The 15,143-nt window shown below is 46.9% G+C and carries 15 protein-coding genes; 7 read left to right on the forward strand and 8 right to left on the reverse strand.

Going from position 1 to position 15,143, the window contains the following annotated elements; all coding sequences use genetic code 11:
- Positions 1-2 precede the first annotated feature (2 nt).
- Both AACT42_RS07515 and AACT42_RS07520 read left to right on the forward strand, forming a co-directional pair.
- Positions 3-401 carry a thiol-disulfide oxidoreductase DCC family protein gene (locus tag AACT42_RS07515; RefSeq protein WP_094133558.1) on the forward strand — a complete coding sequence of 133 codons (399 nt, stop codon included), beginning with the start codon at positions 3-5 and terminating at the stop codon, positions 399-401.
- Between the two features lie 5 nt (positions 402-406).
- Positions 407-1,117: an SDR family NAD(P)-dependent oxidoreductase gene (locus AACT42_RS07520; protein ID WP_047687875.1), complete on the forward strand. Its 711-nt coding sequence runs from the start codon at positions 407-409 to the stop codon at positions 1,115-1,117.
- On the opposite strand, the gene menE is transcribed toward AACT42_RS07520, so the two are convergent.
- The 6 genes from menE to AACT42_RS07550 all read right to left on the reverse strand — a co-directional run bounded on the left by menE (position 1,064) and on the right by AACT42_RS07550 (position 8,364).
- A complete protein-coding gene (menE, locus tag AACT42_RS07525) occupies positions 1,064-2,572 on the reverse strand; it encodes an o-succinylbenzoate--CoA ligase (protein WP_094133557.1) in 1,509 nt (502 codons plus the stop codon). The two genes, AACT42_RS07520 and menE, sit on opposite strands and share 54 nt — an antisense overlap.
- Positions 2,563-3,561 carry an o-succinylbenzoate synthase gene (gene menC, locus AACT42_RS07530; RefSeq protein ID WP_094133556.1) on the reverse strand — a complete coding sequence of 333 codons (999 nt, stop codon included), beginning with the start codon at positions 3,559-3,561 and terminating at the stop codon, positions 2,563-2,565. Before menC ends, menE begins: the two co-directional genes overlap by 10 nt.
- A gap of 93 nt (positions 3,562-3,654) precedes the next feature.
- Positions 3,655-4,521 (reverse strand): 1,4-dihydroxy-2-naphthoyl-CoA synthase, encoded by an 867-nt coding sequence (menB, locus tag AACT42_RS07535; protein ID WP_026027256.1) that lies wholly within the window; start codon positions 4,519-4,521, stop codon positions 3,655-3,657.
- 45 nt (positions 4,522-4,566) lie between these two features.
- Positions 4,567-5,355, reverse strand: a complete 789-nt coding sequence (gene menH, locus AACT42_RS07540; protein WP_094167965.1) for a 2-succinyl-6-hydroxy-2,4-cyclohexadiene-1-carboxylate synthase — start codon at positions 5,353-5,355, stop codon at positions 4,567-4,569.
- Positions 5,345-7,060 carry a 2-succinyl-5-enolpyruvyl-6-hydroxy-3-cyclohexene-1-carboxylic-acid synthase gene (menD, locus tag AACT42_RS07545; protein WP_094131621.1) on the reverse strand — a complete coding sequence of 572 codons (1,716 nt, stop codon included), beginning with the start codon at positions 7,058-7,060 and terminating at the stop codon, positions 5,345-5,347. Before menD ends, menH begins: the two co-directional genes overlap by 11 nt.
- Positions 7,057-8,364: an isochorismate synthase gene (locus tag AACT42_RS07550; RefSeq protein WP_013856429.1), complete on the reverse strand. Its 1,308-nt coding sequence runs from the start codon at positions 8,362-8,364 to the stop codon at positions 7,057-7,059. Before AACT42_RS07550 ends, menD begins: the two co-directional genes overlap by 4 nt.
- Before the next feature lie 217 nt (positions 8,365-8,581).
- On the opposite strand from AACT42_RS07550, the gene AACT42_RS07555 reads away from it, so the two are divergent.
- From AACT42_RS07555 to AACT42_RS07565, 3 genes are all read left to right on the forward strand, one after another.
- Complete coding sequence (locus AACT42_RS07555; RefSeq protein WP_013856428.1) at positions 8,582-9,796, forward strand: pyridoxal phosphate-dependent aminotransferase; 1,215 nt, start codon at positions 8,582-8,584, stop codon at positions 9,794-9,796.
- A gap of 122 nt (positions 9,797-9,918) precedes the next feature.
- Positions 9,919-10,503 (forward strand): 5'-deoxynucleotidase, encoded by a 585-nt coding sequence (gene yfbR / locus AACT42_RS07560; protein WP_094131623.1) that lies wholly within the window; start codon positions 9,919-9,921, stop codon positions 10,501-10,503.
- Between the two features lie 58 nt (positions 10,504-10,561).
- On the forward strand, positions 10,562-11,887 hold the full coding sequence (locus AACT42_RS07565) for an anti-phage deoxyguanosine triphosphatase (RefSeq protein ID WP_026028279.1): 1,326 nt from the start codon (positions 10,562-10,564) through the stop codon (positions 11,885-11,887).
- Between the two features lie 49 nt (positions 11,888-11,936).
- Here the strand turns inward: AACT42_RS07565 and AACT42_RS07570 are convergent, their stop codons facing one another.
- On the reverse strand, positions 11,937-12,545 hold the full coding sequence (locus tag AACT42_RS07570; protein ID WP_088732716.1) for a tRNA-uridine aminocarboxypropyltransferase: 609 nt from the start codon (positions 12,543-12,545) through the stop codon (positions 11,937-11,939).
- Between the two features lie 3 nt (positions 12,546-12,548).
- On the opposite strand from AACT42_RS07570, the gene rrtA reads away from it, so the two are divergent.
- On the forward strand, positions 12,549-13,142 hold the full coding sequence (rrtA, locus tag AACT42_RS07575; protein WP_094131624.1) for a rhombosortase: 594 nt from the start codon (positions 12,549-12,551) through the stop codon (positions 13,140-13,142).
- A gap of 64 nt (positions 13,143-13,206) precedes the next feature.
- Here the strand turns inward: rrtA and sohB are convergent, their stop codons facing one another.
- Positions 13,207-14,268 carry a protease SohB gene (gene sohB, locus AACT42_RS07580; protein ID WP_026028277.1) on the reverse strand — a complete coding sequence of 354 codons (1,062 nt, stop codon included), beginning with the start codon at positions 14,266-14,268 and terminating at the stop codon, positions 13,207-13,209.
- A gap of 90 nt (positions 14,269-14,358) precedes the next feature.
- Between sohB and AACT42_RS07585 the strand changes: the two genes are divergently transcribed.
- Entirely contained in the window at positions 14,359-15,102 is a 744-nt protein-coding gene (locus tag AACT42_RS07585; protein ID WP_013856422.1) for a YciK family oxidoreductase, read from the forward strand.
- Positions 15,103-15,143: the final 41 nt, after the last annotated feature.

Genomic DNA, 15,143 nt, shown 5'->3' on the forward strand with positions numbered 1-15,143 from the left:
ATATGAGTACCCCATCTTTAGTGATTTTTTTCGATGCGCAGTGTCCTTTATGCTGCAATGAAATGCGTTCATTAAAAACCTTCGATCACCATGGTCGGGTTCAGCTTATCGACATAAATGACGGCGATGCTATGCGTAGCTTTCCTTCTATCGACAAAAGCAAGGCGTTATCGATACTGCATGGCTTAGATCAACAAGGCAATCTGCTTTATGGGATGGATGTGACCGTTCTAGCTTGGCGTTTAGTCAACAAACATCGCTGGTTATTCATCACGCGCTTGCCCATCCTAAAATGGATTAGCGACCAAATTTATCTCCTTTTTGCAAAACATCGCATGTCGATATCTCGCTGGTTTAGTCATGCTCAATGCCGTAATGGCGTTTGTAAAAACAGAGAGTGATAACAATGAAATACCTCATTATTGGCGCCTCAAGCATCATCGCCCAAGCTTTTATAAGGGAGCTCAAAGCGCAGACTTTAGCGCCAGAAATCGTTACCGTCTCAAGACAAAAATATCTCGCCCAATCCTCAAGCGAACATTTTCCAACCGACTACAGTATCGAATCAACGGCCTTGATTGCCAAAACATTGGCCGACATCGGGCATAAGTTTGATCAAATTGTGTTTTTTAATGGGCAACTACACAACGGCACCTATACACCGGAAAAGCGTATCTCAAGGTTTGACGAGTCTTACTTTCAATGGCTTTTACAATGTAACGTTTTGAGCCAAGTGCGTTGGTTTCAATATTTACCATCACTTATTGATCGTCAATCTTTTGCAAAAATTACGGTTTTTAGCGCGCGGATAGGTAGCTTAGAGGATAACCACAGTGGCGGCTGGTACAGCTATCGGATGAGTAAAGCGGCGCTAAATATGGCGACGAAAAGTTTTGCGATAGAGCTAGCTCGCACTCATCCCAACACACAAACCATTCTGTTTCATCCGGGAACCACCGACACCCCGCTTTCTAAACCATTTCAGCATAATGTGTCTAGCGATAAGCTCTTTGAACCGGAGTTTGTGGCTAAGCAACTTTATCAACTTCAGCAAAAGGAAATGTTAGATAAGCCCGTCTGTTTTGTGGATTGGCAGCACCAGACCATCAAATGGTGATCGCTCATTGAGTGGTCGATAACGCAGCTGATGTTCGGTGAGCCATGTTTTTAAGGTCTTGCGCGATATTTTAATACCCGTTTCGCTCAAGTGATTTGGTATTAAAAAATAATCGATGGGATATTTAAATTTTTCAAGCCTGCCATTGAGCCACTGCTCTAACGCCTCTTTTTTAGGCATAGTTTGGCATTGCAACAAAGCAACGCTGCGCGCGCCAAACTCATCATCATGAACAGGGATCACCATAGCTAAAGCAATGTCGGGGTGGTGAGATAATACCGCTTCAATCTCTTCACAATGAATGTTTTCGCCTCCAGAGATAAATTGGTTATCAACGCGGCCAATAATGCACAGCTCATCATTCTGCCAGTAGCCAAGATCTTGGCTGTCGAACCATCCTTGTTCATCCATAAGAGGCGTGATTAAGCCTTGTTGGTAATAGCCACTGGATATGGTTTCACCGCCAATAAAAATGCGCTGGCCTTGTAGTTTCACTTGCCGTTTGGGTAGCACATGACCAACACTCTGGCTTGCGTTAACACGTTTTGCTGTGACAGTGGAAGCCGCTTCCGTCATACCATAACCCACCCAAGTTTCAATGCCATGCTTTGCCGCCTGCTGGGCGAGATAGTTTGGGATATGCCCTCCGCCAAGCAGCACATGCGTTAATGCGAGTGGTGTTTTACTGTCTAATAAACGCTTCAGTTGAGTAGCAACCAATGAAGCATGCGTGACATGAATTATATCTTGGGTGAGATCGCCGCTGCCGACTTTTAAGCAAGCACCAGCTACTAGCCAGCGATAAATAATGGCTAACCCAGACACATGATACATCGGTAAACTCAGCAGCCACGTATCATGGCAACGAAATGAAAATACCTCAAGTAAACCACTGGCTGACGACCAATGCTGCTGAAAAGTATGAATAACGGCTTTAGGAACCCCAGTAGAGCCAGAAGTAAAGATGATTGAGGCAAACTGTGTCTCAGCCTTGTTTACCATAGCGCTCGTGGGCTGCGAAACATGTTCATGAGTAACATGTTCATGAGTATAAAGCCGGATGTTAGCGTCAGCGAGCAATGAAGTTAGCTCATTCTCCTTGAGCCTAGCTCCTTCACCTAACCATAACCAATGTGGTTTATTCTCTCCGTATAAGGTACTGAGTTTCTGTTTCAGCAGCATCACAGGTTGTGGCATGGTGATGGCGCAGATCACGCCAAGTTTTAACGACGCAAGGTAGATTAACACTAACTCAAGGCTGTTCTTACCCACTAACGTCAGCACATCTTGGTTCTGCAAACCTTGTTGCTGCATTGCAAAAGCATAAGCGTCAATACGATTCGCTAACTGCTGCCAAGTGTAGGTTTGATTCGCCGTACGCAATGCGATCGCGTGCGGCGAATACAAAGCATGTTGTTGCCACGGCTTTTGGCAAAAGGAAACGCCTACTCGCATTGAGATTGCCAAACCACCGTTTGCTGTGCGAGCGTTTGTATCGGCAATGCGCTGTTGGGCCATGCGCTTTCGAGTTGTGCTTTAAACAAACTAATCGTATCTAGCCCCGGAATTTCATTAGGCAGTTGCCACTGCGCAAAACGAGCTAATTGGCAAAGCCCTAAGCTCGATTCGATGCTAGAGCTAATAACGGCTTGAATGCCTAATGTTTTAGCTTTTTCAATCAGAGCGATACAGCGCTGTACCGAGCCAATCAAGGTCGGTTTAATCACAATGGCTTTCGCTCCCGTCAGATCTTCTAGCTGAAAATCTGCACGGCGAACGGCTTGCTGTAAGGTTTCATCCCACGCAATCGCAATACCCGTATGGATAGCAAAAGCCAAGCTGTCACTGGGAGATGGACACGGCTCTTCCAAAAACGCAATGCGTTGACGCAGCGAAGGAGAAACATATTGAGCAAATTTTTCAGCTTTAGCGGGTGTCCAAGCTTGGTTAGCATCAAGACGCAATTGCAAATCAGGCATGGATTCTAAAAACAGATTTACGATCATCCCATCGCGAATCGCTTCGTACAGCCCAACTTTAATCTTCGCAACTCTATGATCGCCCGGTAGCGCGTTCAGAAGCGGGATCAGTTCATCAGGGTCTCCCGAGCACAAAGGTGCTGCGTGATAGTGTCCGGCTTGAGGCAACCCACCATCCAGCTCTAACTCCGCCATCGACAAACCAAAGGCAACAGAAGGAAAAAGATCATCATAGGCAATAAGCTCGCCACTAACCCAAAGCTGAAGCTGCGCTATTAACTGCTGCTGTGCTTGCTCAAGTGACTCTAAACTGAAACCGGGTAATGGGGCAACTTCACCCAACGCTGAACCGTGATCATCTTGTAATTCAATAATCAGACCTTCACGTTCTACCAGCTTCTGATTGCGGAGAATAACGCCGCTATCCATCGGTAAACAGTAGCGATACAGTGTTGCTCTGCGCATAATTTCAACCTTTTGTTCGATATTCGACTTTGTTCATTGAGACCACTAGCCCAAATCATCACGGAAAATGGATGATTTGAGCCGATTTTACGCTTAAGGATTACGAGGGAATTTATTGAAATCAGGGCGGCGTTTTTCATTGAAGGCATTGCGCCCTTCTTGCCCTTCTTCTGTCATATAGAACATCATGGTTGCGTTACCCGCCAGTTCTTGCAAACCTGCTTGGCCGTCACAATCTGCGTTGAGCGCTGCTTTCAAACAGCGCAGCGCCATAGGGCTATGCTGCAATACTTCACGACACCAACGAACCGTCTCTTTTTCTAAATCAGCTACTGGCACAACCGTGTTGACCAGCCCCATGTCCAACGCTTCTTGAGCATCATAAAAACGGCAAAGGAACCAAATTTCACGCGCTTTTTTCTGCCCAACGATACGGGCCATGTAAGACGCACCCCATCCACCATCGAATGAACCCACTTTGGGCCCTGTTTGACCAAACTGGGCATTTTCTGCCGCTATAGTTAAATCGCACATCATATGCAGCACATGGCCACCACCGACAGCCCAACCAGCAACCGCCGCAATTACAGGTTTCGGACAGGTACGAATTTGGCGTTGGAAATCGAGCACATTGAGATGATGCGTACCGGACTCATCACGATAGCCGCCGTAGTCGCCACGAATTTTTTGATCGCCACCAGAGCAAAATGCCGCTTCACCAAGGCCAGTTAGAATGATCACGCCAACTTGCTCATCATAACGCGCATCGGCCAGCGCACTGATCATCTCTTTAACCGTTTGTGGGCGAAAGGCATTACGCACCTGAGGGCGGGCAATCGTAATTTTGGCAATGCCATCTTGCGATTTGTGATAGTGAATATCTTCATATTCGGCGCTGCAGTCACTCCAGATGACTGGTGCATACAATTCTTGTTCAGTAATACCGACTGTTTTAGCCATGGTGCTTTCCATTGTTCTATTAATTATTGTTTTTGAACCAACGCGTTAGCATTGGCTGATAAATTCTTGAATAAGATGAGCAAATACTTCGGGCTGCTCATGATGGACATTATGCCCTGCAGCCCGCACTTGGCGATATTCGAAACCGCTTTGCTGTGCCAGGTGAACAAACTTGCTGTCCTTCTCCCCACAAATATAGACCATTGGCAATGCGACTTGCTCAAGTTGTGCGAGCAGATAAGGCTGTTTTGCCAATGAAGTCGAAAGTAGCATGTGAGCCACTGCAGCCCCAAGATTAGCACTGCGTTGAGTGACTAAAGTTTGTCTTTGCTCATGATTTAATGAAGAAAAAACGGGTTGATGATACCAATCGACCAAAACTCGCTCAATCTGCTCAGTTTGGAAACGATGTGCCCAATGGTGATCATTTTCCAATCGTTGTTCACGTTCAAAAAAACTCTGCAAGCCGAAGTTGCCACCCTCAACGATCAAACCTTGAATATTCAACGCCGAAAAACGCTGCATCGCCACGCCATACATTGCCAGCCTTCCACCAAGTGAATAGCCCACCAATACGATAGGTGTTTTTTCGCCAAGCTGCTTAAGCACGGTTGCAGAAATGTGAGCGCAGCACTCATCAAAGTCATCACATAAGAGAGACTGACTACCGCCATGACCGGGAAGATCAATCCATAATTGCGAGTATGGCGAAAGGAAAAGCGCCGTTTTCGACCAATCTCGCCCACTGCCTAGTAAACCATGTAGAAAAACCAACACTGGCTCGACCGACGTCGAACCTGTGTTGGTGCTGCAATAAAAACGACTACAAAGCATAGACTTGCTGGGTAAATTGTGTGATTTGCTCACCGGCTTGCCCAGACGGCGTGGTCACTTCAACCAATAAGGTGCCAGTACCCTGCTGTAAATGTTCACGGACCAAGCTTTGATAAGCAGATAAGGTTTGCGGACACGCATAACCTAAACGAAACTGCCGTGCGGCGTGTTCAAATTGGTAGCCATGGGGCATTTGGTACAAGGCGGTTTTGTGCGTTTTGGGAACGGGTAATAGATCAAAAATAGCGCCACCATCATTATTCACCACCACCAGCACCAGAGGCGTGCTGACTTGGCTAAGCAGAGCTAGAGAATTCAGATCATACAGCAATGACGTGTCACCAATAAATACCAACATTGGATTATGATTGGCTCGCTGTACTCCTGCGGCAGTTGCCACTAAGCCATCAATACCCGAAGCGCCTCGATTGGAGTAAACCGAACGTCCCTCAATTTGAGCAAACATATCGGCTAAACGGACGAACAAACTGTTGCCGATAAATAGGTCGGCCCCTTCGCTACGCTCGGCCATATCGAGCGCTAAACCAATCTCTGTAATAGAAGAGTCACCGTTCAAATGCAATTTAGCCAGTTGGGCAATCTCTTGCGCGACCGTTTTTATCCGATCCGACCAACCCGCTTGCGCCGCACCTAAAGCCGTTAATTTACCAATATGCCGATCGACCCAGCACGCAATATCAGTGACAAACTGCTGTTGCATCAGATGGCTTTGATTATTACGTGCCATTTGGGGTGAAACGTAAATATACTGCACGTTACCCATGTGAGCATGGCTAGCTAGCCATTGAGTAAGTCGTTTTGAGACCAGCCGTGAACCGAATTGGATCACCACCTCACTTTCACTAAGCAGCTCACGTGCTCGCGCATTTTGCAACCATAAATCAAAATACGCCCATTCGCTGCTCACGCCTGATTGTGGATCACATAAGACTGGCCAGCCAAGTTTGTTGGCAAAGTGCTTGGCCTTCTTCGCTTCAGCTAACGTCAACGAACCAAGAATCACCAGCCCTTTTTTACTCAGCCATGCACCATCATCTAACGTTTTGGTTTCGGTTTGGTACTGGCGAGAGCTGAATGCTTGCTCACGCTGACGCCACGCTTCAATCACAGCCAAATAGTCCGCGTAGAGATCTACATCATGTTCGGCATAAAGTGGTTCGGGAAAGGGACAGTTAATATGTATTGCACCACCCATATAATCTTGGTTAGCCATAGCCTCATCCACTGTGGTTAACAACCAAGTCAATGGGATAGTCGTCGATGGACTGGGTAGATTCACCGCCTGCGTGACATGTGATGAGTAAATACCTACTTGATTGATTGCTTGATTCGCACCGCATCCTACAAGCTCAACGGGCCGGTCAGCCGTGAGTATAACGAGTTTTTCACCCGTGAGGTGTGACTCAGCAATCGCTGGCAGTAAATTAGCCGCCGCCGTGCCAGAAGTGACAATCACCGCAACTGGTTTTTGGCTCGCCTTAGCAAGACCTAAAGCAAAAAAGCCCAGCCCACGCTCATCAAAGTGAGTATGGATTGAAAGCTTGTGATTGGCGGCCGCCTCTAAGGTCAAAGGTGTCGAGCGTGAACCCGGAGCAATACAGATCTCTTGAACCCCAAGTCGAGTAAGCTCCTCAAGTAGCGTTTGGCTCCAAATTCGGTTCAGCACTGCTTGGTCATGCTTCATGACGCCACTCCTAGAGGAAAATGGTCGCTGATCAAACTCAGTAAGGTTGCCATTTTTTTGTCTAACTCTTGCCATTCATGCTCAGCAACTGAACCTGGAACAATGCCCGCTCCGGCAAACAGTTGGACCTGATTGTCCACCAGCAAAGCGCTGCGAATCGCCACACAAAACTCCGCTTGTTGATGGCTAAAATAACCGACTGAGCCGGCATACCAACCACGTGCAAAAGGCTCATTAGCCTGAATAAAATCCATCGCCGCTTTACGCGGCAGGCCAGCCACGGCTGCGGTCGGTTGTAACGCGTTCAGCAGTTGTACACCATTCACACCCTTTTTCAGCTGCGCATGGATACCCCGTTTTAAATGTTGCACTTTGCGCAAACGCACTAAACGGACGTCCTGTTCAACATCAACCCTTTCAGAATGAGGCGTTAACCGTTCAATAATGTCATCCACTACATATTGATTTTCATTAAGATTTTTACTGTCTTGAGTAAGCCAATGAGATAACTCCATGTCTTGGCTCGCATTTTCTCCCCTACCTATAGTTCCCGCCAGCGCTTCGGTATACAAAGTCTGCCCTTGACGAGCGTACAAACGCTCAGGTGTCGACCCCATAAAGCTGTGTTTTTGATCAAATGCTAATAAAAAATGAAAACTGTGATGATTGTGCGCCGCACTTGCCTTAAGCAACTGCGCCGCGCTTAACGGCTTATCTAAACTGAGTGTCGTTTGCCGCGCGAGCACCACTTTCTTAAACGCTTGATGATCAATTCCCTCAAGCACTTGATTGACCAACTGCTGCCACTTCACCTCATTAGGTTGATGGGTGACCTGTTTTATATGTGACGTCATACCACGTAACGGACTAACTTCAAGTTGCAGTTTATGCAGTGCGACCAAGGTTCGTTGGCGTTCAGCGGTAATATTCGCCGCCAATGACCACTGACCATCACAGCAAATCAGCTCAATTTGCGGTAAAAAGAAAAATGAGGATAGACAACGGCGATTTTTGTCCGTATGCCCATCAAAAGAACGTCCACCCCAAACTCGCTGTTCCTGACCAAGAATAGCGTAGGCAGGTTCAGCCTCAGAAAAAGTATACAGTTGACCTAATGCCACTACTTCTTCGCGCGTATCACGTGACTGCCAATAAAATTTAGGGAAAATGGGTTGCGCTTCAAGCCAATCAATTGGCGCGAAAGGGGGAGCTTCTTGCAGTATTTGTACAAAACGAACGTCATCATCCTTCGCGTCGTTTATTTGCTCGATTAACCGAGCAATAGCTTGATGAAAATGCGACAAATCGACCTCGAAAACATTGAGACACGGGCTCTACTGACGGCTACTCTATTTAGAGAGGGAAACGAAATCAAGGTTACGAGTTATCTTTTGCAGATTCCTGTGATAACGGGCATCCTCATCTGTATCCTAAAAGCGGACAGTGGCAGATTTTTATTCTATCAAACATCAATTTAGTGTAGTTTAATAAAGAAATTATTTATTTTTCAGGAATTATACAATGCAAAATATCGGGATGTCGTCAAAACTCGACAATGTCTGCTATGACATTAGGGGTCCTGTACTCAAACATGCTAAACGCATGGAGGAAGAGGGGCATAAAATACTGAAGTTAAACATTGGTAACCCCGCCCCATTTGGCTTTGACGCCCCAGATGAAATCCTAGTTGATGTGATCCGTAATCTGCCTACTTCACAAGGCTATTGCGACTCAAAGGGGATCTATTCCGCGCGCAAAGCCGTGGTGCAGCACTACCAGAAAAAAGGGCTGCGTAGCCTAGATGTAGAAGATGTTTACATCGGTAATGGTGCTTCAGAGCTTATCGTGATGGCGATGCAAGCGCTGCTTAATAATGGCGATGAAATGCTTGTCCCTGCTCCTGATTATCCATTATGGACCGCTTCGGTCGCCCTCTCCGGTGGCACTGCTGTGCATTACTTGTGTGATGAAGAAGCCGATTGGTATCCTGATCTCAACGACATCAACAGTAAAATCACGCCCAAAACACGCGGTATTGTGTTGATCAACCCCAACAACCCAACAGGTGCTGTCTATAGCCGTGATTTCCTGCTGGAAATTGTTGAGATTGCCCGCAAGCATAAATTGATCATTTTCGCCGACGAAATCTACGACAAAATCTTATACGATGGTGCAACCCATACGCCTATTTCAACACTGGCTGATGACGTTTTAATGGTCACTTTTAACGGCCTGTCAAAAGCGTACCGTGTGTGCGGGTTCCGTGGTGGTTGGATGTTCCTTACCGGGCCAAAACACATCGCCAAAGGTTATGTGGCTGGTTTGGAAATGCTTGCCTCAATGCGTTTGTGTGCCAACGTGCCCATGCAGCATGCGATTCAAACCGCATTAGGTGGCTATCAAAGTATCAATGAGCTGATTTTGCCCGGCGGCCGACTGCTCGAACAGCGCGACCGCGCGTGGGAATTGATCAACCAGATCCCCGGCGTCTCATGTGTCAAACCTAAAGGAGCCATGTACCTGTTCCCGAAAATCGACACGAAAATGTACAGCATTAAAGATGACCAAAAAATGGTGCTCGACTTCTTAAAACAAGAGAAAGTGCTATTGGTTCAAGGAACGGGCTTTAACTGGCCAAAACCGGACCACTTTCGCATTGTCACCTTACCGCATATTGAAGATTTGGAAATTGCCATTGGCCGCTTCGAACGTTTCTTATCGACCTACAGTCAGTAGCATTCTGACGTAAACTTCCATATGCTAAACGGGCGCACTTTTCGATACTAAAAGTGCGCCCGTTTTCTTTTAATCGCCAATTTTTTCTCTTGGCCCCCGACACAGCAAGGATGTTTATTGCAATGAAAGAGAGTCACTTTTTTGCTCACTTAGCCCGAATGAGGTTAATTCAACGCTGGCCTTTAATGCGATCGATCTCCAGTGAAAATATCTCTGAACACAGCCTACAAGTGGCATTTGTCGCTCACGCTTTAGCCGTGATCAAAAACAAAAAATTTGGCGGCAAGGTCAACCCTGAACGGATTGCGATTTTAGGTATGTACCACGATACCAGTGAAGTGTTGACGGGCGATCTTCCGACACCAGTTAAATACTACAACCCCGATATTGCGAAAGAATACAAAAAGATAGAAGCCGCCGCCGAACAAAAACTGCTCTCGATGTTGCCTAAAGAGCTGCGTGAGGATTTTGCTCCATATCTCGTTTCAGACGCCGCGCACCCTGAAGATGTGGCGATAGTCAAACAGGCAGATTCACTCTGCGCCTATCTCAAATGCTTAGAAGAACTCAGCGCGGGCAACCATGAATATGCGCTGGCCAAAAAACGTTTAGACGTCACCTTACGAGATCGCCATACACTTGAGATGGAGTATTTTCTCAATACCTTTGCCCCTAGTTTCGAATTAACGCTGGACGAAATCAGCTAACTCACGCTAAGTTACTTGTTAAGTGTTTGAAAAACATAAATGTACTGCAGGAGATGGCATGGATATATCCATTGACCCCAAATGGCTTGAACGCCAAGATGATGAGCATAAAATCCGCCGCGATGATCACCGCAGCCCTTTCCAACGCGATCGGGCACGTATTCTTCACTCGGCAGCATTTCGTCGCTTACAAGCTAAAACTCAAGTACATGGCACTAGCTTGAATGATTTCCATCGTACTCGCCTCACTCACTCCTTAGAAGCCGCGCAACTCGGCACTGGTATAGTGGCGCAAATTAAACTCAAGCAACCAGAGTTTCGTGATTTGCTGCCTTCGGATAGTTTGATCGATTCCTTATGCCTAGCGCATGATATCGGTCACCCTCCTTATGGTCATGGCGGCGAAGTGGCGCTCAATTATATGATGCGCGATCACGGCGGCTTTGAAGGCAACGCACAAACCTTTCGAATTGTGACCAGCTTAGAGCCTTACACCGAACACCATGGTATGAACCTGTCACGCCGCACTGTGCTGGGATTATTAAAATACCCTGCGCTGCTGAGCCAAACTCGCGCCGTACAGCAACCCAATGCAGTCGCTCACCAGCGTCAGTTGAAAGCTAAAGAGTGGTCGCCTGCTAAGGGAATATACGATTGCGATCACGCGATTTTTTCTTGGGTAACGGAGCCGCTCTCTGCGCAAGATAAAGCCCTACTCAGTCAAATGCGTGGTCAGCCCGCAACGCCTTATCAACATCACAAGACTCGCTTTAAATCACTCGATTGCTCAATCATGGAGCTGGCCGATGACATTGCCTACGGCGTGCACGATTTAGAAGATGCCATCGTGCTTGGCATGGTGACTCGCCAACAGTGGCAAGAGGCCGCAGCCTCGAAACTGGCCGAATGCGGCGATGCGTGGTTTGAAGAACACATCGCTTCCATCAGTGAAATGCTGTTTGCAGGCAAACATTACCGTCGTAAAGATGCGATTGGCGGGATTGTTAATGCGCTACTGACTAGCATTCATATTCAAGCCGTTGATGCGCATTTCGAGAATGAACTACTCGCCTTCAACGCCTATTTAGAACCCAATATGGCCGCCGCACTGGAAGTACTGAAATCATTTGTGAGCCAATATGTGATTCAAATTCCGCAAGTGCAGCGTTTTGAATACAAAGGCCAACAAATCATCATGGATCTATTTGAAGCGCTAAGCGCCGATCCTGAACGCTTACTGCCAGAAACAACGCGCGGTAAGTGGCAAGCCCAAACCAATGAAAACGATGGTATGCGCGTTATCTGTGACTATATTTCGGCTATGACCGATGGCTATGCGCAAAGGCTCCATCAACAACTCTTCTCAGCTCATAATCACTATTAATGGCTGGTTGAGTGGTAGCTTCTGCCATCATTACTCACTGATATAGCGGTTACTCGCTGATATAGTTTTGCTTAAAAACCCCAGCTGGCATTTGGCTAATTTGAAAGGCAACCATCGCATCAAAAGCATCAAGGAGCGGTTGAAAATTTTGCCGAGGCTCAAGCAATGACAAGATATGAAAACCAGCTTCAACAGTTGATAAGCTGTTTTCACTCGGTGCCTTGCGAATGCGATAATTGCCTTTGAGATCGGTCGGCAAGTGCAAACACGGTAGCGAATGTAAATTGCTCGAGAGTTGCCACATTTTATACGCTTTCTTCCAAGTACCATCGAGTAAAATAACTCGTACTTTTCTGGTATCAGCATTGATATTCATAGCCGACACGGGCTGCGCAGTCTCATGCGGGTAAAGTACATAGTTGAGCACATCCGGCTCAGCTAAGCACTCATTCAGCTGAGTGTGCCGGCTAAAATCTTCGGCAACAAAGCGCCTGCAATTCGCTAAAGATAAATCGAGAATTCGGGCTGTGCCCATTGGGCGATGTTCTTCTGTCGGATGTTGAAGAATGATAAGCTCGACCGACGAGGAAAGCGGTACGATCAAAGAACAGATGCAGGCTTTTCGCGCTTTACCACATTGAGAACAGTATCGAGACATAACGTGAATTACTTTCGCCTTTGCTTACTAAACATAAACCATCAAAAAAATCGTTATTTTGCACTACTTGCTATCAGCTTGGTCTGCTTGGGATTGCAATGGCCGCCGCTGGCCGCACTTAGTGCGTGGAATCGGCCTGCCATTGAAGCGGGCCAATGGTGGCGGATCCTAACAGGAAATTTCACACACACCAACTTTACACACCTTGGTATGAACCTCGCAGGGCTGTGGATTATCCATTTTGTGTTTCAGCCGAGCAGTAAAAAATGGTTAATCAGCCTTCTGGCAACCAGCCTGATGGTAGGCGTCAGCCTTTTTTTGAGCCGTATTCAAGTCTATGTCGGCCTTTCAGGCGCGCTCCATGGAATGTTTGCCTATTTGGCGCTGCAAGAAGCACTGCAAGGGCGTCGCAGCAGTTGGCTGTTGGTGGTTGGTGTTATTGTCAAAGTTGTCTGGGAGCAAATTTTCGGCGCTTCAAGTAACACCAGTGAGCTTATTAATGCACGCGTGGCTATCGAAGCGCATTTAGCAGGCATGTTGGCCGGGTTGATACTCGCCATCGGTGAATGGCTGAGATCAAAAAAAACGGAGAAGTAACGCACTTCTCCGCTTAATACTCTCCGAAAAATAATCTGCCTGCTTCGAGAAAGACGCGCCTAACCTAAACGATTGGCCGTTGACCGCGACTGATCAATTTCAGAAGCACGCTATCAGCCGCTTCGCCCGCAACACCAGCCAATTTATCAGTCAGTTTTTTCTTCTGCACATAATGGATTGCCAGTACCGTTTTATCTTTACACGCAGCAACCACTAAGTCGTCAGAAGTTTTGATCTCATCGACTAAACCGAGCTCTTGAGCTTGAGTCCCAAACCAGTGTTCACCAGTGGCCACTTTCTCAAGGTCAAGCGCTGGGCGATGCTCGCGGATAAAATCTTTAAACAGTTCGTGGGTCTCTTCGAGTTCTTGCTTGAACTTATCGCGCGCTTTATCACTGTTTTCACCAAACATAGTCAGCGTGCGTTTGTATTCACCTGCGGTCAATTGTTCAAATTCAATGTCATGTTTTTTAAGCAGTTTATTGAAATTAGGCAACTGTGCAATAACGCCAATGGATCCAACAATCGCAAAAGGAGCGGCCACAATTTTATCAGCAATACACGCCATCATATAACCACCGCTGGCGGCCACTTTATCAACTGCGATGGTTAGGGGTAACCCAGCTGCTTTAATGCGATCGAGCTGCGAAGAAGCCAAACCATAACCATGCACCATGCCACCGCCAGTCTCTAAACGCAGCAACACTTCATCACCTTGACGAGCAACGGCGAGAATGGCGGTCACTTCCTCGCGTAACGAACTCACTTCTTTGGCATCAATACTGCCGTTGAAATCCAAGACAAAGAGATGCGGTTCACGTTTGGTATCTAGCGCTCCCTCTTTGGCCGCTTTTTTGATCGCTTTGTCACGTGCTTTGTTTTTCTCTTTTTCGCTTTTCTTTTCTGCTTTATCGCGAGCCTTCAAGAAAGCATCATCGTGCAGATGGTGTTCCATCTGCTCGACCATTTCTTTATGACGCTCGGTTAAATTCACTACTTCCAGCTCGCCTTTCTGCGCGCTGTTTTTTCCGCCCACCGATTTCACAATGACCAATAGCACAACAAGAGCGACGACGATTGTCGCAATCTTGGCCAAAAATAGGCCGTAGTCCAATAAAAATTCCAACGTCCTAATCCTCATAGGTTTTGATTTGGTGTATTGTAACCACCTTGTCACGAAGACTTAAAGCAAATCATAACAATAAGGAAGCACAAGGTGGATTATTCAGTTTCTGCAGATGCCCTCAAAGATAGAGTCATTTTAGTTACAGGTGCTGGCGACGGTATCGGTAAACAAGCCGCCATCAGCTATGCAGCCCACGGCGCAACCGTCATTTTGCTCGGCCGCACGGTGAAAAAGTTAGAACAAACTTATGATGAGATAGAAAACGCTGGCTACGCAACACCTGCGATTGTTCCGCTGGACATGAAAGGAGCCACCAAGCAACATTATCTCGATATGATCGATACCATTGCAGAGCAGTTTGGTCGCTTAGATGGCGTGCTACATAACGCGGGGCTTTTGGGTGTGATCAGCCCGTTTGATCAGATCGGTGAAGATTCTTATGACGATGTCATGCAGGTCAACGTCAAAGCGCAATTCTTACTCAGCCAAGCGGCGCTGCCATTGCTGCACAAATCTCCAGATGCGCGAATTGTATTTACGTCTTCAACCGTAGGCCATGATGGTCGTGCTTTTTGGGGCACTTATGCTATGTCAAAATTCGCCACAGAAGGGATGATGCAAGTGCTAGCTGATGAGCTAAGCAACACATCAATTCGAGTGAATGCAATTAATCCCGGTGGCACGCGTACTGGCATGCGCGCTAAAGCTTATCCCGCTGAAGATGTGGAGTTGTTGAAAACGCCTAAAGATATCATGCCGCTTTATCTCTATTTAATGGCGCCGGAAGGCCAAGCTGTGAATGGTCAATGTATCGATGCACAACCGAAAAAGTAATGGCTTAGCTTTTTCTTAATCTTTCAATGCCTTGCCTCATC

The organism is Vibrio sp. V15_P4S5T153 (assembly GCF_963874485.1).
Lineage (GTDB): Bacteria > Pseudomonadota > Gammaproteobacteria > Enterobacterales > Vibrionaceae > Vibrio > Vibrio anguillarum.